20 protein-coding genes, 1 tRNA gene and 1 pseudogene are annotated in these 26753 nt (G+C 53.2%); 9 read left to right on the forward strand and 13 right to left on the reverse strand.

The features are described from left to right. The first annotated feature begins 45 nt into the window (after window positions 1-45). The 4 genes and pseudogenes from ABA45_RS06370 to ABA45_RS06385 all read left to right on the forward strand — a co-directional run bounded on the left by ABA45_RS06370 (window position 46) and on the right by ABA45_RS06385 (window position 5163). A complete protein-coding gene (locus ABA45_RS06370; protein WP_084708284.1) occupies window positions 46-2274 on the forward strand; it encodes a two-component system sensor histidine kinase NtrB in 2229 nt (742 codons plus the stop codon). Between the two features lie 4 nt (window positions 2275-2278). Further along, on the forward strand, window positions 2279-3631 hold the full coding sequence (locus ABA45_RS06375) for a sigma-54-dependent transcriptional regulator (RefSeq protein ID WP_048384794.1): 1353 nt from the start codon (window positions 2279-2281) through the stop codon (window positions 3629-3631). 204 nt (window positions 3632-3835) lie between these two features. Beyond that, window positions 3836-4550: pseudogene (locus ABA45_RS06380) on the forward strand (XdhC family protein). Beyond that, on the forward strand, window positions 4534-5163 hold the full coding sequence (locus tag ABA45_RS06385) for a nucleotidyltransferase family protein (RefSeq protein WP_227506151.1): 630 nt from the start codon (window positions 4534-4536) through the stop codon (window positions 5161-5163). Before ABA45_RS06380 ends, ABA45_RS06385 begins: the two are co-directional and overlap by 17 nt. A gap of 38 nt (window positions 5164-5201) precedes the next feature. Here the strand turns inward: ABA45_RS06385 and amt are convergent, their stop codons facing one another. The 3 genes from amt to ABA45_RS06400 all read right to left on the reverse strand — a co-directional run bounded on the left by amt (window position 5202) and on the right by ABA45_RS06400 (window position 9832). Next, a complete protein-coding gene (gene amt, locus ABA45_RS06390; protein ID WP_048384795.1) occupies window positions 5202-8603 on the reverse strand; it encodes an ammonium transporter in 3402 nt (1133 codons plus the stop codon). A gap of 293 nt (window positions 8604-8896) precedes the next feature. Next, window positions 8897-9472: a demethoxyubiquinone hydroxylase family protein gene (locus tag ABA45_RS06395; protein ID WP_053076131.1), complete on the reverse strand. Its 576-nt coding sequence runs from the start codon at window positions 9470-9472 to the stop codon at window positions 8897-8899. 283 nt (window positions 9473-9755) lie between these two features. Beyond that, a tRNA-Arg gene (locus ABA45_RS06400) sits at window positions 9756-9832 on the reverse strand. A gap of 98 nt (window positions 9833-9930) precedes the next feature. Here ABA45_RS06400 and ABA45_RS06405 point away from each other — a divergent pair. Continuing rightward, on the forward strand, window positions 9931-10644 hold the full coding sequence (locus ABA45_RS06405; protein ID WP_048388761.1) for a TIGR04283 family arsenosugar biosynthesis glycosyltransferase: 714 nt from the start codon (window positions 9931-9933) through the stop codon (window positions 10642-10644). After that, window positions 10634-11275, forward strand: a complete 642-nt coding sequence (locus ABA45_RS06410; RefSeq protein ID WP_048384796.1) for a TIGR04282 family arsenosugar biosynthesis glycosyltransferase — start codon at window positions 10634-10636, stop codon at window positions 11273-11275. Before ABA45_RS06405 ends, ABA45_RS06410 begins: the two co-directional genes overlap by 11 nt. Window positions 11276-11304: 29 nt before the next feature. Here the strand turns inward: ABA45_RS06410 and ABA45_RS06415 are convergent, their stop codons facing one another. Both ABA45_RS06415 and ABA45_RS06420 read right to left on the reverse strand, forming a co-directional pair. Continuing rightward, on the reverse strand, window positions 11305-14229 hold the full coding sequence (locus ABA45_RS06415) for an insulinase family protein (RefSeq protein ID WP_048384797.1): 2925 nt from the start codon (window positions 14227-14229) through the stop codon (window positions 11305-11307). Window position 14230: 1 nt separating this feature from the next. Next, window positions 14231-14530 (reverse strand): hypothetical protein, encoded by a 300-nt coding sequence (locus ABA45_RS06420; RefSeq protein ID WP_048384798.1) that lies wholly within the window; start codon window positions 14528-14530, stop codon window positions 14231-14233. Window positions 14531-14704: 174 nt separating this feature from the next. Here ABA45_RS06420 and ABA45_RS06425 point away from each other — a divergent pair, with 174 nt between their 5' ends. Next, window positions 14705-16690, forward strand: a complete 1986-nt coding sequence (locus tag ABA45_RS06425; RefSeq protein WP_048384799.1) for an SDR family oxidoreductase — start codon at window positions 14705-14707, stop codon at window positions 16688-16690. An 80-nt stretch (window positions 16691-16770) separates the two neighbouring features. Here the strand turns inward: ABA45_RS06425 and rnt are convergent, their stop codons facing one another. Both rnt and pyrC read right to left on the reverse strand, forming a co-directional pair. After that, window positions 16771-17415, reverse strand: a complete 645-nt coding sequence (gene rnt / locus ABA45_RS06430) for a ribonuclease T (protein WP_084708286.1) — start codon at window positions 17413-17415, stop codon at window positions 16771-16773. 47 nt (window positions 17416-17462) lie between these two features. Then, on the reverse strand, window positions 17463-18494 hold the full coding sequence (pyrC, locus tag ABA45_RS06435; protein WP_048384800.1) for a dihydroorotase: 1032 nt from the start codon (window positions 18492-18494) through the stop codon (window positions 17463-17465). Between the two features lie 265 nt (window positions 18495-18759). On the opposite strand from pyrC, the gene ABA45_RS06440 reads away from it, so the two are divergent. Continuing rightward, complete coding sequence (locus ABA45_RS06440; protein ID WP_227506152.1) at window positions 18760-19665, forward strand: flagellar protein MotY; 906 nt, start codon at window positions 18760-18762, stop codon at window positions 19663-19665. A 16-nt stretch (window positions 19666-19681) separates the two neighbouring features. On the opposite strand, the gene ABA45_RS06445 is transcribed toward ABA45_RS06440, so the two are convergent. Continuing rightward, window positions 19682-20608, reverse strand: coding sequence for a histone deacetylase family protein (locus tag ABA45_RS06445; RefSeq protein WP_048384802.1), 927 nt, complete (start codon window positions 20606-20608; stop codon window positions 19682-19684). A 184-nt stretch (window positions 20609-20792) separates the two neighbouring features. On the opposite strand from ABA45_RS06445, the gene ABA45_RS06450 reads away from it, so the two are divergent. Then, window positions 20793-23537 carry a bifunctional acetate--CoA ligase family protein/GNAT family N-acetyltransferase gene (locus tag ABA45_RS06450; RefSeq protein ID WP_048384803.1) on the forward strand — a complete coding sequence of 915 codons (2745 nt, stop codon included), beginning with the start codon at window positions 20793-20795 and terminating at the stop codon, window positions 23535-23537. Between the two features lie 27 nt (window positions 23538-23564). Here the strand turns inward: ABA45_RS06450 and rdgC are convergent, their stop codons facing one another. From rdgC to ABA45_RS06475, 5 genes are all read right to left on the reverse strand, one after another. Continuing rightward, on the reverse strand, window positions 23565-24518 hold the full coding sequence (gene rdgC / locus ABA45_RS06455; RefSeq protein ID WP_048384804.1) for a recombination-associated protein RdgC: 954 nt from the start codon (window positions 24516-24518) through the stop codon (window positions 23565-23567). A 94-nt stretch (window positions 24519-24612) separates the two neighbouring features. Further along, a complete protein-coding gene (locus tag ABA45_RS06460) occupies window positions 24613-24813 on the reverse strand; it encodes a DUF2788 domain-containing protein (RefSeq protein WP_048384805.1) in 201 nt (66 codons plus the stop codon). A gap of 105 nt (window positions 24814-24918) precedes the next feature. Continuing rightward, a complete protein-coding gene (gene yaaA, locus ABA45_RS06465) occupies window positions 24919-25698 on the reverse strand; it encodes a peroxide stress protein YaaA (protein WP_048384806.1) in 780 nt (259 codons plus the stop codon). Window positions 25699-25710: 12 nt separating this feature from the next. After that, entirely contained in the window at window positions 25711-25944 is a 234-nt protein-coding gene (locus ABA45_RS06470; protein WP_014870683.1) for a glutaredoxin family protein, read from the reverse strand. Beyond that, window positions 25944-26693: a YciK family oxidoreductase gene (locus tag ABA45_RS06475; protein ID WP_048384807.1), complete on the reverse strand. Its 750-nt coding sequence runs from the start codon at window positions 26691-26693 to the stop codon at window positions 25944-25946. Before ABA45_RS06475 ends, ABA45_RS06470 begins: the two co-directional genes overlap by 1 nt. Between the last annotated feature and the right edge of the window lie 60 nt (window positions 26694-26753).

Here is a 26753-nt window from a genome sequence, read left to right on the forward strand (position 1 = left end):
TTGCTGACTAAACTAAAGCCAATTTCGTTAAACCATCGGATATCGATGATGTTTCACAAATTCAAAAGCGGCAACACCTGTCAATCGAAGCCGCTTTGTTTAGAAACGCTAAAATTCTTCATACCGAGTCTCTTGTTGCTTGCTATAGCGCTGGGCATACACTATGCCGTTATAGTCCACGAACAGAATCTGCTGATCGCCCAAGAAGAGTCTCTAAAAGTCGAGCAGACCAGAAAGAAATTGGAACAGAAGATTCTGCGTATGCAAGCCGACACTCTTCGTTTTGCGGAGCTTGTCGGCCATCAAACGGAGAAAATGACCACTAATAGAGATGCCCTAGCGCGTCAATTCAGCCATATAATGGCGTTTAAGCCACAATATATGCAGGTGCGCTTTTTATCATCCAACGGTGCTGAAAAAGTCCGCCTTGAGCGGACAATAAACGGCGTCAGCCGCCAATTGAATCATCTTTTGCAAGATAAATCCCATCGTCGCTATTTTCAAGAAGGCATTGTTTTACAACCAGGTACGGTGTATCTCTCTCCACTTGACCTCAACGTTGAGTGGCACAGCCCTCAACCTGAAAAATTAACGATGCGAATGGCTACCCCGGTGTCGGCAGACAACGGGGAAAAGGTTGGTTTGCTTGTGATCAACTATGACGGTGTTGCGCTTCTTAAAGAGCTGCTGAGCGTTTTCGAGGATACCCAAAAACCCAGCACGCCGTTCGGCACTTTTCGTCTCGTAATCAACAACTTTACCGTTGAGTTCACCAGGTCAGACGACCAAGAAATCCAGTTCACGCTATTGGAGTCGGAAGAGGACTCTTTGGATACAAAATTTTCTTCAAACAGGCGGAAAGGCCCTGATGGAGGGCAGGTATGGCAACCGGAAGAACGCCTCACCACTTACTCAAGCTTATCGCCGCTGGACGGCATTGCAAATTCTACATGGTGGGTTAGCCATTCAATCGTGACAGGAAGAATGTACAAAACGAGCTCTGCGTTTTTTGGCAGCCTTCCTCTTTACATCGCTTTACTGATCATTCTGGGTGTTGGGTCACGCTTGCAGGCCGGCCACCGACTCGCCGCACGCCACGTGCAGGATGAACACCTGCATCAATTAACCCGCATCGTTGAGCTGAGTCCGAGTGCCATTATGCTGACGGATTCCGACGCTCGAATCTTTTATACAAACACCGCTTTCACACAGCTAACGGGTTACCAAAGTAGTGAGGTCAAGGGGTATACACCACGTTTTTTGCAATCTAGTACAACAAATCAGGAACAATACGGGAAACTCTGGGACACGCTGAAACAAGGAAAACCCTGGCACGGCGAGTTCCACAATCGAAGAAAGGATGGAAGCTTATTTTGGGAAGCTGCTCTGATCTTTCCCATTCGTCACCCTTGGAGCCGTCAAACGTGTTACGTCGCCATCAAACAGGATATCTCTAATGAAAAGGCGTTGCAGGAAAAGCTAAAACAGGAAACCCTGGTCCGTTTCCACCAGGAACAACTTGCCAAAATAGGCCGAATGGCCAACATGATTGCCCATGACCTGCGAAACCCGCTGACATCCATCAAAATAAGCCTGCAAATGGCTCAGCGTAGGGCTCAGAATTCTGTGGACCAACCTTCCAGACACGATACGCTTTGGGGGTTAGCACTAAATCAGGTCGAATATATGGAGCGCATTCTGGATGACATCCTGAATTATTCCAGTCAGGGCCAGTTGCACGTGCAAAATCTTGATACGAACATGCTGCTGAGCCGCATTATAGATGAAATGCAAGGTCCACTTCGCAAAGCAGAGGTATCGGTAAACTGGAGCCTGGCGCCTCAGTTACCTACCATGATTGCGGACCCGGCAAGATTACGCCAAGTCTTCCAAAACCTGCTAAATAATGCATTGCAAGCGACCGAAAGTGCGCGAGGCGAACGATTTATTGGCATTGAAACCCGGTTTGGTCTGGAAAACGAAAGTCCTTACCTCATGGTGACGATCACTAACAATGGCAAACAAATGGATGGTCACACCAAAAATAATGCTTTCGAGCCTTTCTTTACAACCCGTGCAAAAGGCACCGGGTTGGGGCTGGCTATTGTTAAAAAACTCGTAGACCGACATGGTGGGCAGGTCACGATAGACAGCCTTAATGGTATCGTACAAGTGTGTGTGGTTTTGCCGTTATGCCCCACTTCTGAAATTCTTACAGAAAGCAGCGATAGGAGCGGTAACGCCCTTATGTATGCGGTAAACGAGGAGCTGTGAGATCATGGCGCGCATTTTAATTATCGATGACGACGCATCAATACGACAAACTTTACAAGCGTTTCTGTTAGAAGAAAGCCACGAGGCCCAGGCCTGTGCCTCAGTCGAGGAGGCCCTGAGATTCGGCAATTCCGAGTGCCCGGAATTAATACTTCTTGATGTCCGCCTTGGGGGAATGAGTGGGCTGGACGGCTTGTTGGTTCTTAAGGTTCAATACCCGGATTGCCGTATTTTAATAATGACCGCTCACCACGATATGGAATCTACCATCCAAGCCATGCAGCGGGGAGCGGATGACTATCTTCACAAACCCCTTGATCTGGATGAGCTTGAGGTCGCAATAAATCATTCTCTGGCAATGCTCGAATCGAACTCAATGAACGGCGGTCTTGATGTGCCGTTACAATATACTCCCGGGATGGTTGGCAGTAGTCCCAAGATGCGAGAGATTTACAAAACCATCGGGCTAATCTCTTCGACACTGGCTACGGTGCTAATAACCGGAGAAAGTGGCACTGGTAAAGAGCTCATCGCCAGAGCGATACATGACGCCGGCGAGAGATCTTCCGGCCCATTCGTGGCCGTTAACTGTGCTGCTTTATCGGAAAACCTGATTGAATCGGAAATGTTTGGTCACACTAAGGGCGCTTTTACCGGTGCCGTTGAAAATCACCCTGGTAAGTTTACCTTGGCACAGGGAGGTACCTTGTTCCTGGACGAGATCGGGGAGTTGCCACTTTCGCTACAGGCGAAACTATTACGTGTTCTGCAGGAAAAAGAATATTCTCCGCTAGGCTCAAAAAACGTGTTGAAGGCGGATTGTCGTATTATAGCGGCGACCAATATCGATCTCCCCAGTGCCATCAAAGCAAAGCAATTCCGGGAAGATCTGTTTTACAGACTTCAAATAATTTCGATTTGGGTTCCATCGTTGCGGGAGCGGCCTGAAGAAATTCCAGAGCTGGTAAAATACTTGGCCGCAAAGGCCAATTATTACCTGAAGAGTAAGGTCAGGCGGATAACGCCTGAGGCGCTCCAGTGTCTGCAAAATTATGCCTGGCCCGGTAACGTTCGTGAACTGGAACACCAGATTTTTAGAAGTGTCACTCTTTCGCAAAGCCCGAATCTGGATGTATACAGTCTGTCGGATGAACTCCAACAGATGTCCGGTGTCTTTAAGGAATCGGCCGAAGACCTCAGCCCGGAACAACTCTCATTGGCAGACGTTGAAAGAGCTCACGTTTGCCAAGTACTTGACACTACCCAAGGTCATCGCGGAAAAGCATGCGACATTCTTGGTGTTTCAAGGCCTCGACTGCAACGAATGATAGAGCGTTTCAATCTCGGAAGTACCTGAAAAATTCTATTGCTGCGTCAGTTAATGACCATCACCATCGCTATTGGTGCCCACTGGTATAAAGTTCGAGCCGCTACGAAATGCGAGCAAAATGCATTATTGTTCGGCGTGACGCTGTGGTGCGTTCAGGAAAATTGGGTGGGACGAGTGAGTTCCAGTTCGACCCTTTGCCATGATGGATGACAGTAGAGGAAAGCCGGTATAATGCAGTCCGTTGATCCTTATGTTATTGATCATGCTTTTAACTGGAGTAAGTCCGGGAACACTAATTGGCTGTGCACCGTATTGGCAACCTATGGCTCACCACCACTCGCCCCGGAGCCTTGCTGGTGGCTCGTCAAGATGGCCGGCATGTGGGGTCACTTTCTGGCGGCTGTGTCGAGGAAGACTTTCTAGAACAGTTGCAATTTGGGAGGTTTTCCTCAGCCAACGAGGTCATTCGTTACGGTGATAATGACGCAGAAGAAGAGCGATTGAAGCTTCCTTGCGTTGGCGTACTTGAGGTTCTGGTTGAGCGTTTTCCGCCTTTTGAAGAACACCAGCAACAGCTGTGTCAATTGCAGTAATCGTTGCTTGGGCAGTAGCGTTGCATACGAACAGTCAACCTGGAAACGGCAGAAGTCGGCCTTCTAGCGGACACCGGCGAAGGCCTCCGAATAGAAAGGTCGGGGGCTATTGTGCGAGTCAGATTCGGCCCGGTGCGCCGACTGGTGATTGTGGGTATTTCGCCGGTGTCAGTAGCGTGTGAGGATTTTGCCACGACATTGGGTTTTGACGTTATTGTTTGTGACCCCGGGGAAGACGTGTTGCCCGCATTCATATGCCGATAGGACTGAATATTGGCAGTAAAACACCCGCCGAGATCGCGCTGGCCGTGATGACCGACATTGTCCGAATTTATTATGGCCGAGATAGATAACATGGAAATGCCTAAAGAGGCAGCCAATGGAGATGTGATTGCCGTTGTGCTGGCCGCAGGCCGTTCACAACGTTTTGGTTCTGATAAACGCCTGACACCTTTCGCGGACGGCGAGACTTTGCTGAGCCAAACCCTGTCTGCCGTGCTTCCTGATTTTCCGCATACTTATCTAGTAATAAAAGCAGAAGATGACCCGCACGTATTGTTATCGCAGGCGTACTTAAACCAAGTGCACATCCTAAGAGCTCCTCAAGCCAATTGTGGCTTGGGTAATAGCCTTGCGGATGCCTTTCAAATGCTTCAAAACGCTCATGGCCTTGCGGCAGCCATTTTTCTCGGCGATATGCCTTGGTTATCACCCGCAACATGTCAGAAATTAATCACTTTGGCGACAGCAGAAAACATTGTCCGTCCACGGTATAAAAGCCAAGTAGGGCACCCGGTTATCTTTGGTCGCAATTTTTGGTCAGAGTTGCGAAAGGTCAAAGGAGAGGACGGGGCGCGAGAGTTTTTTAAACATCATATCCAACACTGCATCTGGGTGGACGTGGATGATGCTGGAGTGACTCTGGACATTGATTATCCCGGTGACCTTCAAAAAATAGGCTTGTGATGAAACCTGTCGGTGAAATAGTTTTTAGGTCGCCACGTTCAGCGGAGCATTACATGCGCATTCCCCAGGCTTTCTAGCGGTTGTGGTCGGCCCAGATGGTAGCCTTGGGCATAATCTACGCCCAGCTGGCGCAATACCTCAAGGGTGGCGCCATCCTCTACAAACTCGGCAACGGTCTTTAAACCCATGATGTGCCCGATGGTATTGATGGAGTCTACCATTGCCCGGTCGATCGGGCTCTGCGCCAACTCACGGATAAAAATGCCATCAATTTTGAGGTAATCTACCGACAGATGCTTCAAATACCCGAAGGATGACAGGCCACTGCCAAAATCATCCAGGGCAAACTTGCAACCTAGAACTCTAAGCTCGCTGATAAAATCTTGGGCCTTTTTTAGGTTCGCCATAGCGGTTGTTTCGGTGATCTCAAAACAGACCCGATGGGCCGGCACCTGGTGTTTAGTCAACTGCTCGCGAATGGTTTGCAGGCACTCGGGGTGGCCGATGGAGGCCCCGGACAGGTTGATCGAACAATGCAGGTCAAGATGACTGCCACGCAACTGGCCGCCCATCCAGACTAAGGTGTTACGGATGACCCAGAGGTCTATCTGCGGCATCAGGTTAAACCGTTCAGCCGAAGGCAGAAACGCGCCGGGCGGCACCATGTGCCCCCGCGCATCCTTAAGCCGCAGTAGAATCTCATAGTGGGCCGGGCTAGCGTCCGCCTGATCCAGTGCCATGATAGGCTGGCAAAACAGACGGAAGTGATCTTCATTGAGGGCTTGTCGAATGCGGTTAACCCACTGCACTTGATCGGTCTGTAGTTTGACTTCGCTGCTGTCCGGCAGGTGCAGGTGCACCCGGTTACGCCCCAGGTTTTTCGCTAAATAACAGGCAGTATCCGCTTTGCTCAGCATGATACCCAGATCACCGCAGGGTTGGGTCAGGTGCACTATGCCGATACTGACACCCACGGCAAATACTTGACCACCCCAGGAAAAATGAAATCCACAAACCGCTTCGCGCAGTTGCTCTGCAATTTCTTGGCCCTGGTTTAAAGGGCAGTGACTGAGCAATACACCGAACTCGTCGCCGCCCAAGCGTGCCAGGATGTCACTTTGGCGCAGCAGGGGTTTGAGGGTGTTGGCCAGTTGTTTCAATAATTCATCGCCGGCCTGGTGTCCGCAAGTGTCGTTGACGATCTTGAACTGGTCCAAGTCCAGATAGCAGAGCAGATGCTCACTGGCATTGTGCTCGACATCCTGAATCAGGCTCTGTAGGGAACGCTCAAACTCGCGCCGGTTGATCAGCCCAGTGAGGGGGTCGTGTATCGCCTGAAAACTCAGTTGCTTCTGCAACAATTTACTGTGGGTAACATCCTGCATCACCACAACCCACCCCACCGGTTCACCTGCATGGTTGTGCAAGGGAGCCGGGGTCAGTTCAATATCGGAGGGCTTGCCTCTTTTTTTAATCAACTGCAGGCATTGCTTTTTCTGTTGTTGAAACAGGGGCAATACCGCCATGTTGTCCCCTTCGATACTCTTTAAACACAATATTTGCTCGGCCGGTTTACCAAACGCCTGCTGGGAGGACCAGCCAGTTAGCGCGGCGGCAATGGGATTTAAATAAACCGTGTGCATTTGTGCATCAAACGTAATGACACCCTCGGTAATCGCTTCAAGGGTTACCTGAGCCAGCTCCGAGTGCCGGTGCAACTGCTCCTCAATGCGCTTGCGCTCACTGATATCCCGGATAACGGCGCTGTATTGTACGCCCGCTTCGGTGGGGCTGGCGGCCGTGGTGACTTCGATGTAGAAGGGTTGATCATTAGCCCCCCGCGCGATGAGTTCATGGGGACCGACGTTTTCGCTGGCGGCCAGGCGCGGCAAAATCTGTTCCGGGCTGGCATGGGTATACAGGGCGCTATTGTTTCTGTGCAACAATAATGCCGTGGACTGGCCTATCAGTTGCTCCCGGGTGCGCGCAAACAGATGCTCCGCGCCGGGATTAACACTGGAAATAATTCCTTTGCTGTTGAAGGTGATCACCCCATCGCGGATGTCGCGCACAATCAGGCGGGTGCGGGTGATCACTTGGTTTAGCCTGGCCATCACCCGATTATATTGGGCTGCGATCAGCCCGACTTCGGTGAAAGGTTCAGCGTGAACCTTATGTTGCAGGTCGCCGCTTTTCTCCTGCCCAGCCATAGCCTGTAACAGGTCTACCAACTCGGTTCGGGCCCCATGTTCAGATACGTTAAGCCCGTCTCGCTCCCCTTCTACACTGACCCTGAGAGGCATCAGTTGTTTGAGCAGCCACAGAAACACAAGGGCCAGAGAAAAGCTGAACAAGCCGATGGCCACAATGCCAAAGAGCTGTGCCTGGAACTGTCCACTGAAGGATAAGCCGGTTTGCAGCTGTTCCGCTCGGCCAAAAAACGCCACTGCCAACGTTCCCCAGATACCTGCCACCAGATGTACCGGGACGGCGCCAACAGGGTCATCCAGTTCAAATTTGAGTAACAATTGTTCTGCTGCCAGCATGCAAAGACAGCCTAGGGCGCCAATGACCATGGCCGCCAAGGTTGAAACGCTGTGCACGCCAGCAGTGATGGCCACCAGCCCGGCCAGGGTGCCGTTGATCGTCATGGTCGTCACCCGGTGGCGGCCAGACAAGCAATAGCTGATCAACAAAGCGACCATGCCGCCTGCCGCCGCAGCCATCAGGGTATTGACCATGATACCGGGTACTCGGGCATCAAACGCCAGCACACTCCCACCGTTAAAGCCTAGCCAGCCGATAATAAAGAACATCAGGCCCAGCATAGCCATGGGTAGGTTACTGCCGGAAATTTCTCGGACCTGGCCGTCTTTGAAACGTCCTTGGCGCGGGCCGATGACGATCACCGCCGCCAAGGCCACCCAGCCACCGACACCATGCACGACACTGCTGCCGGCAAAATCCACAAAGCCCTTTTTCTGGAGCCAGCCATTACTGCCATTGAATATGCCGCTCCAGCTCCAGTGTCCCACTACCGGATAGATTACGCCGGCAATCAGAATGGTGATCAGAACATAGGTAATAAAGCGGCTGCGCTCAGCAATGGCGCCGGACACGATGGTAGCGGCGGTGGCGCAGAAGGTCATCTGGAAAAAGAAAAAGCCCGCATCCCAGAAACCCAGCTGACTGAAATCGGTTGCGACCCAGCGCCAGTCCAGAGCCCAGGCACTGTGCTCCCCGAACATCAAGTTAAAGCCGATGAACCAGTAAACCGCCATCACCACCAGCAGATCAAAGGCGTTTTTCAGCGCTACGTTAATGGCATTTTTGCTGCGGGTCAGGCCCGACTCCAGGCACAGAAAGCCTGCTTGCATGGTGAGTACGAGAATGCCGGCCAGAATTAGCCAGAGCAAATCGATGGCTTCTTTTTCGCTCATAGCACGTTACTCATACTGCGCTCCTTGAGTTTGCCTCAAAGTAGTAAGCAATATTTGAGCCTGAACGATAGAAGTCTGTTGAACACAGGTTCTGGTTCACTGAAACAGACAAGGGTTAAAGAAACTTGCCTTCTTTTGAGGCGGTGATGGCGAGGGAGCCCTGTTATAGCGCAAGTGGCCGAGCACTGATCTTTTTCGCTGTGAGGCGAGAGAGGAGTGCCGGAACTTTAGTGGTCAACTCATTCCGAGCATTCGGTGAAGTGTTCAGTTAGCCACAACTGATGGCCGCTTACCTAAAGGAATCGCGCCAAACTGACGGCGCTGCGGGAGCCTCCGCCCACCATGGTCGTCCAAAGACTCATGCTGGCTGTCGGTTTCCCGGTACGCCTCTGGGCTGCGTCATCTCTGTGTGCCACCTCATCCAGGCGGCAGGTTTCAAACAGATCCAGTATCGCCCGCTCGGACTCGCGATGAACGCAAGGGCTGAGCGACTGGATCTGGGCCTGGTAGTGCAGGTCAACAAAGGTTTCGACGGCTTCGATGGTGGCAAAGACAGCGTTTTTGCCTATTAAAGAAGGCAGAAACCCAGTCAGAAATCCTGCCAATCGCCATAGCGGCAGGATCAGGCTGCGGCGGTAACAAACACTGAGGTCATCGAACATACCCAGGTGCTGCTGCTCGGTTTGCAGATGTTCCCTCGCGAACTCCAGCAGCGCTCCGGTCGGCCGTGCGGCCAAGATGCCACGATATATCCACACCGCACCGGTTTCGCCTGCGTGACTGCACCTCAGCTCTTGCTGGAACTGTCGGCTTACGCCCGTTCTCGCAAGACTATCCTTATGCTTCTGATCAATCAGTAATGGGGTCATATGTCCGTCGTCTTGAAGAGGCCTAGGATATTACGAGCCAAGCTTGCCGTGCGATGACTCGACTTTGATTAATGCGCCTATATTTGAACGATGGACGATGATCAGCGGCGTTACTGTCCCAACTCCAGAGTAAACTGTCAAAACCACTAACCGGGTATGATGATTTGCCCCATAAGCGGTGGATGCTCTAGGATTTCAGTGGATGCCAGTGGACTTGAATTTGTTAAAAAGTGCTTTAAAACGGGGGATTTTGGTTCTTGACGGGTCTTAGCGGACTGTCAAATGGTGCCCTCGGCAGGACTCGAACCTGCTACCTTCCCCTTAGGAGGGGGACGCTCTATCCAGATGAGCTACGAAGGCATAATGCCAAGAAGGGCGGTATGATAACGGGCTGAGGCGCGTGGCTCAAGGCTTTGCGCGGGTTGTTTATTATTGGACGCGGTGTAACCAATACTGTGATGACGGATTTGAAAACGAATGTAAGGCTGAGCGTCGTTGTGCCGGTGTGGAATGAGGCTGTAGTGATTGGCGCTTTGTTGCAGTCGCTTCAGCCGTTGCGGGCGGTAGGCCACGAGGTGATTGTGGCGGATGGCGGCAGCACCGATGGCACGCAAGACTTGGCCCGGCTTTTGTGTGATCAGCTGGTGAGTGCGGAGTTAAGGCGGTCGGCGCAGATGAATGCCGGTGCGGCGGTTGCCCATGGTGACGTGCTGTTGTTTCTGCACGCCGATACGCAGTTGCCTGCGGATGCCGTGCAGCAATTGCAGGCATTTGTGCCAACGCTGAACGTGTGGGGTCGATTTGATGTTCGCTTAAGTGGCTCGCGGCCGCTGTTTCGTGTGATTTCCTGGTTTATGAATAAGCGTTCGCGGTTGACCGGTATTTGTACCGGCGATCAGGCGATGTTTGTACGCCGCGATACCTTTGACGTCTTGGGGGGCTTTGCACCTCAACCGTTAATGGAAGATGTTGAGTTGTCGCGGCGTTTGCGTGATGTGTCGCGTCCTTTCTGTATAGCAAGCCCGGTAACGACAGACAGCCGGCGCTGGCAACAAAGAGGCGCTTGGGCAACAATTTTGCTGATGTGGCAGCTGCGCTGGCGCTATTGGCGCGGCGAGTCTGCTGAGTCTTTGGCCCAAGCCTACCAATCGGATGTTCGTAATGCCCAATAATGAAAACAACTCTGACCAAACGCTGGTCATGCAGTTTGCCAAATGGCCTGAAGCCGGCAAGGTAAAAACGCGTTTAATACCCGCACTGGGCGAACAGGGGGCTCTGGCGGCGCATTGCGAGTTAACTCAGGCGGTGCTGGATAATTTGCTGGCGACGGCTTTACCGCTGCAGTTTTGGTGGGACTGTCATCGTACGCCCCCTGCAGAAGCCGCTGAGGTGATGAAAAAGTTGCAAGGGCAACGTGTACAGCAGCGTTTTCAGAGCGATGGCAACCTGGGTGATCGCATGGCCGCGGCTTTATGTGGTGCTCTATGTAGCCACAAATACGCCATCATTGTAGGCAGTGATTGCCCGTCGGTGGATGCAGCTCATGTTCTTCTGGCCGCTGAGAAGCTGATTCACGTTGATGTGGTGTTAGGGCCATCGGAAGACGGTGGCTATGTGTTGATTGGCGCACGCAAGGTGGTGTTTGGCATGTTGGATGGCATTCACTGGGGTAGCGAGCATGTTCTGCGGCAAACCCGTGAGAAACTGGAGAGTGCGGGGTTAAGCGTTGAATTGTTGCCCATGCGCTGGGATGTGGATGAGGTTGAAGACTGGCAGCGGTTTCAGCGCGATGTTGCTCGCTGAAACCGTCGCCAGTCTTAGACAAAGAGTTTTTAGCGCGCCGCGACCGGTGGCTGGGCTCTGAGTTTCTGCATTTGCTCGTCCGCGTTGCCGCGACTGGCTGGCGCGGTCTTGTCTGCTTCTGCGTTTACACCTGCGCTTTGGCCGTTCGAGGTGACCAATAACGCTCGCTCACGTTGTTCCAGAGCGGTTCGAAAGGTGCTTTGCAATTGCGCTAGACTGACATTTTCAATCGCTGCTGCTAATTGTTCGCGGGAGTCAAAATGGCTATTGCCGCGGTCAATTTCACTCCAGAAGCGCCCGGAGATATCGCCTAGTTGGCGTTCTTGTTCCAGTATGCCGCTAATGACTGCCTGCTTTTCTTGTTCCAACTCTTTGCTTCCAAGGCCTGCTAGGGTACTGGCGAAGCTTTCCATAAACTCGTCCACAGCGGTATTAATGGCCTGCGGACGGGTGTCTGGAGATTGCACGATTAATGCAAGCGCCGGAGTTTCCAGCATTTCGAATGACGTTGCGTAAACGATGTAGCCCAGTTGGCGCTGGGTGCGAATGTTCTCGTAGAACGGGCTACGGATAATTTGAGTGAGTAGGCGATACTGCGCGCGCTCTGCCAAGCTGGTATTCAGGCCTTGCAGGTACAGGGCATAGCCGGTATCCGGGTGGCTTATGTTCATTTTCACGCGGGTTTCGCCTGCGGGAATCTGGCGTATGCGGCTGCGCTCTACCTTCGTGTACTGGCTGTCGGCCATGATCAGAGCCCGTGCCTGTTGGACCATGTTCAACGCAGACGCGGCGCTGAGGTTGCCGTGAACCAGCATGACAGGGTCCAGGCCCGTCATTAGCTGTTGCTGGAAGGCTTGAAGGTCATTCAGGGTGACTTCTTGAGCGGCTTTTAGCTTGTCTTCGTTCTGCCAGGCGCCCTCAAGAAGTGCGGTTTGAATGTAGTCGGTAATCTGTTCGCTAGGGCGATTACGGGATTGATTCACCAAGCTGTCCACCAGGTTCTGGCGCGCGATGTCAAAGCGTTGTTGGGTCAGTTCCGGGTTAGCGACCTGTTGCAGAATCTGGCGTAGCAGCGTGCTTGTTTGGTCGCTGTAGCCACCCACCCTCAGTGTTAATCCACGTAGATGGGGGTAAATACTGAAGTCCAGCCCGGCCAAGCGCGCGGAATAGGCCCAAGCGTTCAGGTTGGTGTTCAGGGCGTCTGTCAGCAGTCGCAGCAGCACCGCGTTGCGGGCGGACTCTCGTGCCAAGGGTGTGCGCAGGCTCAGGTATACGTTGGCTTTGGGGGTGCCGAAACGGGTGTCGCGTGCGTACCACAGTTCAATTTCGCCATCATTATTAACACCATCATTGGCACCAGCACTCAGCAGCTGTTCAGGCTGATTCATGGTGTCGCCACTGAGCATGGCAAGGTTTTCCGGTATGAAGGGGTTAGCTTGCGGCAGCGCAAGCTGGCTGGCCAGGGCGGCGCTGGCGGGTTGGTTCAATTGTTGAGCACTCAAGGGCTCCTGCTGCCACTGGGTGTTATACCACTGCGTAGCGCGAGCCTCGCCCAGATCGGGTTCGGGTTGTAGCACAAAGAGCAGCAGGTTATCTGGAGTGAGTTGCTCAAGAATCTCGCGGTACTGGCCGGGCGCATAGCTTTCTAGCAACCAGGGCGCGCGCAATATATCGGCTGCTGGATAATGTTGCAGTTGCCCGGCCAGGCGCATCACTTGATGTACGGGATCGCTTTTTTCGTTAAAACGGAAATCAATGTCGGCCAGCTTGCGCATTTCTTCAAAACGTTGCTCGCTGATGCCGTTGTCGCGCACTTTATCGATGTAAGCGAACACCAGTGGAAGAATGGTGTTTTGCTGTTCCAGGCCTTGTTTGGTTAGGGCCATGGAGATTTCCAGTGTGGCACCATCGCCGGTGTCCATTCCCAAGCCCGCCGACAGGCTTTCGGCCAGTCCCGCGCGTTTCAGCACGTCAAACAGGCTGCCTGGGCCCTCATGGCCCAACAGGTTGGTCACATAGCGGGCTGGTTTGGTGCGGTATTGATCCTGCTGTGAGGCAATAGGGAATACCAGGGACATGTTGCGGATGTCTTTCAGCGACGCCACGGTCACTTTTGTGGGTAGTTGCTCACGATCAACCAAAGGTGCGCTGTGGCGCTTCTGCGTTAGCTTGCGGTCTTCAATAGCGTCGAAGCGGCCGCGCACCAGTTGTTCCAGACGATCCAGCGATTGCGGTCCGTAAACCGCAAGATTCATCAAGTTGGCAGAGTAATGTTGCTGCCAAAATTCGACCAGGTCTTCACGCAACGGCCGTTGTTCGCTGTTTTCCAGTGTGGTCAGATTACCCACAGCAAACTGGTGAAAGGCGTGCTCGGCAGGCGTAACCGCTTTGCGAACTGAAAAAAAGCGGCGGCCGTCTTCTTTGAGTTTGGAGCTGTATTCGGAATGCACCGCGTTGCGTTCGCGATCGACCAGTTCGGCGGTGAACAGGGGTGCGGAGAATTGCTGGGCGAAACGGTCCAGAGCCGGCTCTAGAAATTCGGCCTGTACATCAAAGAAATAGTTAGTGTCCTGGAACGCAGTAAAGGCGTTGTGGCTGCCGCCGTGACTGGCGATGAACTGTTGGTACTCGCCGGGTTCAGGGTATTTCTCGGTGCCCAGAAACAGCATGTGTTCCAAGAAGTGAGCCAGGCCCTCGCGATCTGCGGGGTCGTCACCGCTGCCAACGGCTACATTTAACGATGCGGCGGCTTTGTCTGCACTTTTGTCTGACACCAGTAACACTCGCAGGCCGTTATCCAATTGTAAATAACGATACAGGTTGGCGTCGTTGGGGCTTTTTGTCAGTTCCTGCGCGGCAAGGCTGAATGAACTGGCGACTAACAGATATAAGAAAGTCAGGGCTGCTGGCCAGAATCGGTTTCGGCGTGTTGGCCGCGTCAGGGTAGGCATCATTTCAGTGCATCCTTGTTTTGCCGTGGGTCTGTGGTTGTTGATCTAACGTTTTTCGCGCCAGGTCGACGGTTTTGTCTGCGCTGAGCTCTCCAGAGGCAATGCGTTCCAATACTGTTGCCATAACTGCAACATTCTGGCGTTGGCTTTTGAATTCGGCTTGAAAAGCGGTGTCTATGGCTTCGTAAACTGCTTGAATTTTCTGCTCCCGATCGCCAGCATTGGCTGCGGTGTCGTTGATGGCTTTCAGGCAGGCGCGCGCGATCGCGATGTAGCGTTCGGCGTTGGGGTTTTTCTGGGACATGACGTTATTCCAAACAACAGATACGATGGGTAACAGACGCGGGTATGCGTCGAAAGTTCCTAATTATCGCATTGATGCCTATAAGTTGCTAAAACCTAAATGCTTTAGGTCTTTATACGCAAACACTGCTATAACTTGTCTATACAATAACGTAACAATTAAGGTGGACTCTGCATGAATTATTTTGTAACAGGCGGCACCGGATTTATCGGTCGGTTTTTGATAGCCAAGTTGCTGGCGCGCGGCGCTATCGTTCATGTACTTGTACGAGAGCAGTCGGTGCAAAAGCTGGAAGATTTGCGGGAGAAGCTGGGCGCTGATGAAAAGCAGATCAAGGCGGTGGTCGGTGATTTGACGGTCCCAAGCCTTGGCCTTGATAAAAAAACATTGAAGCAGCTGAGTGGAAAGATTGATCACTTTTTTCACTTGGCGGCCATTTACGATATGTCTGCCAGTGAAGAGTCACAGCAAGCCGCCAACATTGATGGCACTCGTGCTGCTGTGGCCGCAGCCGAAGCGCTCGAGGCCGGGATTTTTCATCACGTGTCGTCGATCGCAGTAGCAGGTCTGTTTAAAGGCACTTTCCGTGAAGATATGTTTGCCGAGGCCGGTAAGCTTGACCACCCTTATTTTCGCACCAAACACGAGTCTGAGAGGGTGGTGCGCGACGATTGCAACGTGCCGTTCCGTATTTATCGTCCCGGTCTGGTGATTGGTGACTCCGCTACCGGCGATATGGACAAGGTAGACGGGCCTTATTACTTCTTCAAGATGATTCAGAAGATCCGCGGCGTGCTGCCTCAGTGGGTGCCCACTATAGGTATCGAAGGGGGCCGCCTGAATATTGTGCCGGTGAATTTTGTGGCAGATGCGTTGGATCATATCGCCCACCTGCCAGACGAAGACGGCAAGTGTTTCCACCTTGTGGATTCTGACCCGTACAAGGTTGGTGAAATACTCAATATATTCTGTGAGGCGGGCCACGCACCCAAGATGGGCATGCGTATTGATTCGCGCATGTTCGGATTTGTGCCGCCGTTTATTCGCCAGAGCCTGAAAAATTTGCCGCCGGTTAAGCGAATGAGTCGCGCTTTGCTGGATGATCTGGGTATTCCTGCATCGGTGTTGTCTTTTATCAATTACCCCACCCGCTTTGATGCGCGCGAAACCGAGCGCGTGTTGCAGGGCACCGGTATAGAAGTGCCCCGCTTGCCAGACTATGCACCGGTGATATGGGATTACTGGGAACGCAATTTGGACCCCGATTTGTTCAAAGACCGCACTCTGCGCGGCACGGTGGAAGGTAAAGTATGCGTAGTCACCGGCGCCACCTCCGGTATTGGCCTGGCGACAGCGGAAAAGCTGGCGGATGCGGGTGCGATTTTGGTGATTGGAGCGCGTACCCAGGAAACCTTGGACCAAGTGAGCGAGCAATTAAACGCGCGAGGCGCTGATGTGCACGCTTATCAGTGTGACTTTGCGGATATGGACGCTTGTGACCGGTTTATTCAAACCGTTAGCGAGAACCACGGTGCGGTGGATGTGCTGATAAACAATGCCGGCCGCTCCATTCGCCGCTCGTTAGATAAGTCTTTTGACCGTTTTCATGATTTTGAACGCACCATGCAGCTGAACTATTTTGGTTCGTTGCGTTTGATTATGGGCTTTGCGCCGACCATGTTAGAACGTCGCCGTGGCCATATCATCAATATTTCGTCTATTGGCGTGCTGACTAACTCGCCGCGCTTTTCGGCCTATGTGGCGTCTAAATCGGCCCTGGATTCGTTCAGCCGTTGCGCCGCTGCGGAGTGGTCAGACAGACACGTTTGTTTTACCACCATCAACATGCCGTTGGTGAAAACGCCCATGATAGCGCCCACTAAAATCTACGATTCTGTGCCCACACTGAGTCCGGAAGAGGCAGCGGACATGGTGGTGAATGCGATTGTTTACCGGCCCAAGCGCATTGCGACGCGGATGGGCGTGTTTGCACAGGTACTAAACGCGGTGGCACCCAAGGCCAGTGAAATTCTAATGAATACTGGTTACAAGATGTTTCCGGATTCGATGCCTAAAAAAGGCAAAGAGGTGATCGCTGAAAAGGGTGCATCCACCGATCAGGTGGCATTTGCAGCCATTATGCGGGGTATTCACTGGTAGCAAACACTGTAGGGTGAAGTCACTGGTAATAAAAAAGGCGGTGCATTGGCACCGCCTTTTTTTGTCATTTTGCAATAACACTATTCGAAAGGCGGGGGTGGGAAGCCCCCAAGTTCCTGCCAGCGATTAACAATACTGCAGAACAGATCAGCGGTTTTTTCTGCGTCATAGGCCGCCGAGTGTGCTTCTTTACTATCAAACGGGATGCGCGCCAGTTTACAAGCCTGGGCCAGCACCGTGTGGCCATAAGCCAGGCCCGCCAGGGTGGCGGTATCAAACGTCGAAAACGGATGAAACGGATTGCGTTTGATGTCTGCGCGCATGCTGGCGGCAAACACGAAGTTGTGATCGAACGTGGCGTTGTGCCCCACAAGAACCGCACGTTTGCAGTCAAAGGCCTTCATCGCTTTGCGTATCGGACTGAATATCTCACTCAGGCCTTCGCGTTCTGGCACAGCTTCACGCTCTGGGTCCCACGGATCTATGCCAGTAAAGTCCAGCGATGACTGCTCGAAGTTAGCGCCTTCAAACGGGTCTATCTGCTGCAGGTAAGTTTCGCCACGGTGCAGAAAGCCGTTTTCGTCCATGGTGACCATCACCGCTGCTATTTCCAGCAAAGCATCTTTGGCGGGGTTGAATCCGGCCGTTTCAACATCGACGACAACAGGAAGAAATCCGCGAAAGCGACGGGACATGGGGTGCATTTGGCTGTTTTCTTCGATCACTCAAACTCCAACGATAGCGCTATGTGAAAAGGTAATGTAATAAAGGATTACGCCAGGCGCCAGTAAATGGTTTCACCGGCGGCCAATGGCACTATGCTACCACCGGCAAGCGGTAATTCATCAGGCATGGTCCAGGGCTCGCGTATTAGGGTTATGGTGTCTGTATTACGCGGCAGGCCATAAAAATCGGCACCGTTGAAACTGGCGAACGCTTCAAGTTTATCCAGCACGCCCAATTCCTCAAATACTTGTGCGTACAGGTTAATAGCACCAAACGCCGAGTAGCACCCGGCGCAACCGCAAGCCGTTTCTTTGTGGTCTTTGGTGTGGGGTGCGGAATCAGTACCCAGAAAAAATCGTTTGTCGCCGCTGGCCACCGTTTCTCGCAGCGCCTGTTGATGCCGATTGCGCTTAAGAATGGGCAGGCAGTACAAGTGAGGCCTTATACCGCCAACCAGCATGTGGTTACGATTGTACATCAGATGCTGGGGAGTGATGGTGGCTGCCAGATTGTCACCTTGGTGCTGACGCACGAAGTCGGCGGAATCTGCGGTGGTGATGTGCTCTAAAACCACTTTCAAGGTGGGAAACGCCGCCAGTGTAGGCGCTAGAACCCGCTCCAGAAATACTTTTTCACGATCAAAAATGTCGATGTCGGCATCGGTCACTTCGCCGTGCACCAGCAGCAGCATGCCGCAATCGGCCATAGCCTGCAGTGCTGGAAAGATATTGGCTACATCGGTTACGCCGGAATCCGAGTTGGTGGTCGCTCCGGCCGGGTATAGTTTGGCAGCCACTATGCCCTGCGCCTTGGCTTGTCGCACGCACTCTGGCGTGGTGGTTTCGGTCAGGTACAAGGTCATCAACGGTTCGAAATGGCTGTTACCAGCCGCGCTGCGAATACGCTCGGCATAGGCCAGCGCCTGGTCGGCAGTGGTCACCGGCGGCATCAGATTGGGCATGATAATGGCGCGGCCGAATACTGCAGCGGTATTCGGTACTACATCGTTCAATATAGCACCGTCACGAACGTGCAGGTGCCAGTCGTCTGGGCGGGTAATCGTCAGTTTCTGGGTCATGATTGCGAGTCACTCATTAAAAAACCGATGTAGCGTACTATGCGCGAAAGATGCATTGCGGCGCCGAAAAATTGGAAATATTGTAACAGAAGGTTGCGCGGTTTGTTCTACTCAAGAGACCTTAGATGGTACTGGCTGCGTTATAAAAATGGGTGGCAACCTAAAGATGCAAAGCGACTGGCCGATACCTAAGGAAACCGTGCGTTGAGCGGTCACCCGGTGTGGCCATGACGCCCCCCAAAGGTAGTGATCAATGGCGTTGCGAATGAAATTGTTGACCCGTTGTTTGCCGGTAGCCTTGATGGTTTGCCCTTTACTAAGCGCTCCTGCGCTGGCAACCAGTTTTGGCGCGGGCATCGAAAACAGCCAGTGGTATTTGTCGGAGTCGGTCTTTGAATGTGCGCTGGTACACGAGGTGCCTGGCTATGGTCGCGCAACCTTCCGCCACCGCGCGGGTGAAAGCCTGCTTTTTTCGCTGGAAGCCGACACACCGCTAATGCGCCCCGGCAGAGGGATGCTGGTGGCGGAGGCGCCAAGCTGGAGGCCTGGCGTTGCGCCGCGGTCATTGGGCCTGGTGACAGTTCCGGAAGGCAGCCGTGCGGTCGTGCTAAGCGCAATCCAGAGCATGCAGGTTGCGTATGGTTTGCTGGATGGCCTTTCGCCGACACTCACCCGGCAGTCCTGGTTCGATGCTCAACTGGTGCGGGTGCACGTGTCGAACATCAATTTTGCTTCGCCATTTCAAGGCTATCTTGCCTGTGCGGGTAATCTGTTGCCGGCCAATTTGGATCAGTTGCAGGGTTCGCAGATTTTGTTTTCTTCGGCCAGTGTGGCATTGAACGACGCTGACAGGCGCAGCCTGGATAAGATTGTGGCCTATGTACTGGCCGACTCAACGGTGACTGCGGTATTGGTGGACGGACATACCGACAGAACGGGAAGCCGGATTGATAACCGGAAGTTGGCGCAAGATCGCGCCGAGGTGGTGGCGGGTTATCTGAAAAGCCAGGGTGTCGCAGAAAGCAAAATTACGGTGCGCGCTCACGGTGACCAATTTTCTGCGTCAGGAAATTCAGCGCAAAACCGGCGTGTTGTTATTCGCATGGAGCGAGAGGGCGATAGCACGCAGTTGCAGCAGGCCAGCGTTACCACTGAGCCTGACTCGGGTTAATGGCGCCGGCGCGGATTCACCTTACCGCGTGCAGCACTTCTAGATGGGTGGCCACGCTTTCCGCAAGAGCCTTCAGGTGATACCCACCTTCGAGTGTTGAGACAATCCGGTCATTGGCGTGGTCTTTGGCAACGCTCGTTAGCATTTCGGTTATCCAGCGAAAATCCTCTGTTTCCAGATTGAATTCGCCCATCGGGTCTAGCTTGTGCGCGTCAAAGCCTGCGGAAATCAATATCAGTTGTGGCTTGAAGTTCTGCAGCAGTTTCAGCCAGCCAGCTTCCACGGCGTGGCGATAATCCAGTGCTGAGCAATCCGCCGGCAGCGGAATATTAATGATGTTCTCAGCCTGGCGGTGTACATGAGTGTGCGGGTAAAACGGGTGCTGGAAACTTGAACACATAAGAATGCGTTCATCACCGCCGACAATGTCTACGGTGCCGTTGCCTTGGTGAACGTCAAAATCAATAATCGCGACTCGTTCAAGGCGGTGAAAGCTCAGTGCGCGCATGGCCGCCAGGGCCACGTTGTTGTAAAAACAGAAACCCATGGATTTGCTGCGTTCGGCGTGGTGGCCAGGCGGGCGGGCGCACACGAACGCATTGGTGATCTGGCTGCTCATCACCATATCAACTGCCTGAATGTTGGCCCCGGCCGCCAGGCGCGCAGCGCGCAGGGTATCGGGCGTCATTGCGGTGTCTGGGTCGGTGAACACGCGGCCACGGGTTGGCTGCATCATGTCGAGTTGCTTTAGATAGCTTTCGGGGTGAACAGTCAGCAGTTGATCGCGGGTAATTTCATCCGGGCGAACGTAGTCAAGATCCTGGGCGAGTGCGGTGTCTGCCAGGTAACTTTGAATGGCGGCAATGCGCTCAGGGCGTTCTGGGTGCTCTGGGCCCATATTGTGTTTGTTGCCGTCGTCGTGGGAAAAAAAGGCCGTTGTCATAATACGTTGGCTGCCCCTCTGGGTTATTGTATTTTTTTAATGATATCAGGAAAAAATCGGTTGCGGTCTTTCTTTGGTCTAACCCTAATTGTAGTCAAAATTACGCCAATTGACGTTTTGCACCCATTTATCAGCGCCTAAGATACACTGATCAGGATGACTCTGATCCATAAGGAACCTGCGCTTGAGCACTCGATACCTGGAAAGCCTGTTTAATCCCGAGTCTATTGTGGTTGTGGGTGCTTCTGAGCGTGCTGACAACCTGGGCGGTATGGTTTTACGCAACCTGTTGGGTGGCGATTACCCTGGCAAACTGCTTGTTCTGAACCCGAGCGATTACGAGAACGTTCACGGCGTGGCCTGCGCAAAAAGTGTTGCCGATATGCCGTTCGTGCCGGAATTGGCGATTATTTGTACGCCGCCGAAAACCGTACCGAAAATGATCCGGCGCTTGGGCAAGGCTGGTGCACGTACCGCCATTGTGATGACTGGTGGTATGTCGCGCAGCCACAGCAAAACTGGCCGGCCGTTGATGTATTCGGTCCGCGACGCTGCTCGTGAAAGCGGAATCAGGGTGCTAGGGCCCAACACCATTGGGCTAATGGTGCCGGCACGCAAGTTGAACGCTACCTTCGCCCACATGGGTGCCGTTCCGGGTCGGGTGGCTTTTGTTGGCCAGTCGGGCACCATTGCCAGTGCGGTGCTGGATTGGGCTTTTGCCCGCGGTGTCGGTTTCTCATATTTTTTGACACTGGGCGATGGCATGGACATCGACCATGATGACCTTATCGATTACCTGGCCCAAGATACCCGCACCCGCGCCATTTTACTGCACCTTGAGAGCGTGCCTAACCCGCGCCGTTTTATGTCATCGGTGCGGATAGCGTCGCGCACAAAACCGGTTATTGCCTTGAAGTCTGGTCGGGTGCCGGAATCGGAATGGTTCGTTCACGAACTGCCGGCTGGCATCAAACACAGCGACCCTATCTACGATGCCATGCTCAAACGCGCCGGTGTGCTGCGGGTAGATGGCCTGGGGCAGATGTTTGATGCTCTGGAAACGCTGACTCGCATGAAGCCTCTGCGCCGTGAATCATTGGTTATGATGGCCAACGGTGTTGGGCCGGGCGTGCTGGCAGTAGACCGTTTGGCGTATCTGGGTGGTGAACTCGCGACCTTATCTGAATCGGCCATTAAGGCTTTGGCAGAGCTGCTGCCACCGTATTGGACGCGCCGTAACCCTATTGATCTGGGTTACAGCGTCTCGCCGGAGCTTTACGCAGAAGTACTGAAAATTCTGTCGAAAGAACCAGAGCTTGCGAACGTGTTGGTGATGTACGCGCCAAGCCTGGCCGGCGATAGTCGCGAAATTGCCAACTCGGTGATCCAGGCCATAAAGGGCACACGGCTTAACGTATTTACCTGCTGGCTGGGCCAGAGCACGGTGATGGAATCCCGTGAAGAATTTTATCGCGCCGGCGTGCCGTCGTTCTTCAATCCGGAAAAAGCGGTGATGGCGTTCATGCAGCATGTGCGTCATCAGCGAGTGCAACGCCTGCTGACAGAGACCCCGGAATCGTTTACTGATCATTTGTCAGACCACAGCAAAACCCGCCGGGTGATTGTGAATGCGTTGCGTGCCGGGCGTCATTATTTGACTAATGAGGAAGCGCGCGGCGTGCTCAGTGATTATAACATTCGCGCCATAGACACACTATTTTGCGACGATGTAGATGAGGTGCTGGGGGCATTCTCGGTAGAGCGTCGGCCGATGGATATTACCTTGGTGCACGAGCAGGCCTGCCATCCGTTTCAGTCTTACAGTCCCAATCAGAAACGCTACAACTGCACCATGCCTAAGCTTAACAGCGAGGCAGCCATTATTGATGGCTGTCAGAGTTTGTTGGAGGACTACGGCGAGCATTTTCCGGAAAGCGGTTTTTTGGGTTTTGCGGTGCAGTTCTCCTATCAGCATGTGGGCGGGATTGAGTTCAGCGTCGGCATCACCCGTGATGCGCTGTTCGGTCCCTTGGTAGTGTGCGGTGCTGCTGGCGCCCAGATCAACGTCATGACCGACCGACAGATTGCATTTCCGCCGTTGAATATGGTGCTGGCGCGCGAGCTTTTACGGCGCACCTATATGTACAAGCTCCTGAAAGAGCACAGCCTGGAACCGGAACATGATATTCGCGCTGTGTCGGAAACCCTGGTGACTCTGTCGCAAATTGTGATCGACATTCCGGAGATTCAAGGGCTGGAAATTTCGCCGCTGTTGTTTAACGACGAAGGCGCGGTGGCCGTTAATGTGGCAATCAACCTGTCTAACGAGCCGGGCAAACGGATTATTCAGCCTTACCCGCGGGAGCTTGAGGAGTGGATAGTGCTGCCAAGATCCGGCCGTCGTGTGATTATTCGGCCGGTGCTTGCAGAAGACGAGCCTGCCCATCGGGCGTTTCACGAACTGCAGTCACCGGAGTCTATTCGCTATCGGTTCTTCCAGTATCGCAAGCATTTTTCCCGCGAAGACGTGGCGCAGATGGTGCAGATTGATTACGACCGCGAGATGGTGTTCATTGCCAATGCGGCCCGCGAAGACGGCGAAGGCGAAGAAACCCTGGGTACCGTGCGCACCTGGACCGACGCAGATAACTTGCGTTGCGAGTTTGCGGTGATGGTACACGACAAAATGAAGGGCGAAGGTTTGGGCAAGACGCTTATGGGGAAAATGATCGACTACTGCCGTGCCCGTGGCACCGCGGAAATGGTGGGGGATGTACTGCCAGACAACCGGCCCATGCTGAACCTGGCCGAGTATCTGGGCTTTCACATCAAGTTCAATCAGAATGAGGAAGTGATGGACCTGAGCCTGGTATTGAACGAACCTGAAAAAGACTGGCAGAGGGAGCGATTAAACAAGGGCGGCCATTGATCCTTCAATCACGCCGCCCGTTTTGGATTACTCGCTGACCGGGGCAGGGCGGTCTTCGCCATCTATTAAAGCCGAGCGGTCTTCGCCGCCTAGAGCTTCGAGCAGCCCTGGAATCAGCTTTGCGAGTTCCAGGGTCATCAAGCTAAAACTGGCGTCGAATTTCGCCAGGGCGTCGTCAGCGTCAACGTTGTCCAGCTGTTCTTGCAGAGTTTCACCGAACTTGAGGCGACGAATGCCCAGCTCTTCGTCGAGCACGAACGACACGTTGTCGTCCCAGGTAATGGCCAGTTTGGTGACTTGCATGCCAGCCTGAAGATGGTTTTGAATTTCATCCGCCTGCAAGTTCATGCCTTTACAACGTACAACGCCGCCGTCTTCCGCTGGGTCTTTCAGCTCGCATTCATCGCCCAGCTCAACTTGCGCCGGTAAATCAATGGATTCGTCCAGCCAGCCAGTAAAGGTGAAGACGGGCGCCTGTTCCACGGCGGGCGGCCGCACGGGCAAAGACCCGATGCTTTTGCGCAGCGCCGAAGCGATTTCTTCGGCCTGTTTGGCTGACCCCGCATCCACCACCATTACGCCATCCTTCGGTGCCAGATAGGCGAAACTGCGGCGGTTTTTGGAAAACGCTTGAGGCAGCATTTCCAGCATGACCTGTTCTTTTAGCTCGTCTTTTTCCTTGCGGCGTACTTTTCGGCCCTGATCAGTCTCAATGACTTCGGCGCGCTCTTCCACCAGTTCCTTAACCACCGAGCCGGGCAAGATCTTGTCTTCCCGGCGCAGTGCAATCAGGTGATAGCCATTGGCACTGTGCACCAGAGTTTCACCATGTTTGCCCAGTGGTGCTACCCAGCCCTGGCGTGTGGTTTCTTGAGGCCCGCAGGGTTTGAACGTGTCTGCCTGGAGCTTTTCTTCCAGTTCATCGGCGGTGATATTGAAGGGCTTGGTAAAACGAAAAACACGGGCATTGCGAAACCACATACTGGAAGCATCCTTGAGTCAAAATCAGATCGTGCAGGGGTAGAAAAAAGCAGATGTTGAATTGTAAAAGGTTCAACTGCAATAGATAGCGCCGCTATATCTGGATGATTTCAACCAGCACGGTTTTGATGACAAAGCCCAGCACGCCCGCTCCCATGATAGTAAACATCATAAAAGTGCCGAATCTCCCTGCTTTGGATTTTTTGGCCAGATCCCAGACAATAAGGCCCATCCAGACGATAAGCCCGGTCAATAGGACAGCCATGGAAATTTTTGAGAATACCGCTTCGTTCATAAACAGTCCCCTTGAAAGTTTAAAATCAGCAACAGTTAACTTTGCTCCGGCTTAAAGTGCTCCGGGCAAAGAGTATTTGGGTTATATAGCCGCCAAGCCGCAGAATCAGGCCTTGGTTTGCTCCTCGCGCAGGAAGATCCAGTTGTTGGCATCAGACTGCTCGGGGCTGAAGTAGTAGCCGTCAAGGTCAAACTTTTTCAGGTCGTCGGCTTTGGTGATGCCATTTTTTATGGCGTAGCGGCACATCAGTCCGCGGGCTTTTTTGGCATAAAAACTGATGATTTTATATTGGCCATTTTTTTGATCTTTAAAGTTGGGGGTGATCAGCCGTCCTTCAAGGTCTTTCTTGTGCACCGCTTTGAAATACTCATTAGATGCCAGATTCACCAGTACGCCGTCGTCGTCATTTAGCAGACGATTGACCTCTTGAGTGATGGTGTCGCCCCAGAACGCATAAAGGTCTTTACCGTGCTGGTTTTCAAATTTTGTACCCATTTCCAGGCGGTAGGGCTGCATCAGATCGAGCGGTTTGAGTACCCCGTAAAGCCCGGATAACATGCGCAGGTGTTTTTGCGCGAACTGGAACTCGCTGTCACTGAAGCTTTCCGCATCCAGACCGGTGTAGACATCACCCTTGAACGCAAGAATTGCCTGGCGGGCATTGCTGGGCGTGAACGGCGTGCTCCAATCACTGAAACGCTCGGCGTTCAGCTGTCCCAGCTTGTCGCTAATGCTCATCAAGTTGCTGACTTGGTGCGGCTCCAGTTCTTTGAGCTGGTCAATCAGCTCCCGTGCTGGCTCTAGGAAGTTGGGCTGGGTATGGTGTTCGGTTGCCAGCGGGCTTTTGTAATCCAAAGTTTTCGCAGGGGAAATCACCATCAGCATGTCAGGTAAACCTCATTGTAAAAAGCTAAGAAGCTGGTCTTGGGTAAATGGCCAGCTTAGTTCATTGCCGGTGTCGCTGCGGCGTAAAACCGGTATGCGAGTGCCGTAGCGGGCGACCAACTGCTCTGATTGGGCAATATCTACCACGTTCACGGGTATTGGCTGTGGAGTAGGGGTGTTGACCAATAGCGCCTCTGCAAGTTCACACAAATGGCACTGGGCGGTGGTATAGAAAGACAGATCCATTATTTTGGCTGGGCGTCTAGCTGCTGTCCGTTAACCCCTGCGCTGTCGCATCCCATCAGGTACAGGTAAATGGGCATCAATTCTTCCGGTGCCCGGTTTTGCTGGGGGTTTTCCGCCGGGTACGCGTGTGCTCGCATGTTGGTGCGGGTAGCACCCGGGTTCAGGGTGTTAACGCGAATGTTATTTCGCTCGTCATCGAGCTCGTCGGCCAGTAGTTGACTTAACCCTTCCACCGCAAATTTTGATACTGCATAGGCACCCCAGTAGGCCCGCGCGGATCGCCCTACGCTAGACGAGGTAAAGATCATTGATGCATCACCGGACTTGCGCAGCAACGGTATCATTGCACGGCTCAGCAGGAACGGCGACATGCTGTTGACCTGCATCACCTTGGCCCATTTTTCCGGGTTGTACAGTTCCACCGGGCTTCGATCGCCCAAAACCGCGGCGTTGTGCAGCAGGCCATCGAGTTTGCCGAAATTGTCTTCCAGGGTCATCGCCAGTTCTTCGTAGTCTTTGATGGCGGCGCCATCAAAGTTCATGGGAACTATGGCGGGATTGGGATAACCGGCGTTCTCAATTTCGTCGTACACAGATTCCAGTTTAGACACGGTGCGGCCAACCAGTATCACCGTTGCGCCGTGGGCGGCGTAAGCGATAGCCGCTGCGCGGCCAATACCACTGCCTGCGCCGGTGACCATAATAACGCGATCTTTTAGTAAGTCGGCGGGGGCCTGGTAATTCTGCATGACCTGTCTCCGTTTAGGAAAAAGTGTACGACAATACCCGATGGGTTACTTGCCCACCGG

The sequence above is a fragment of the Marinobacter psychrophilus genome, assembly GCF_001043175.1.
GTDB lineage: Bacteria > Pseudomonadota > Gammaproteobacteria > Pseudomonadales > Oleiphilaceae > Marinobacter > Marinobacter psychrophilus.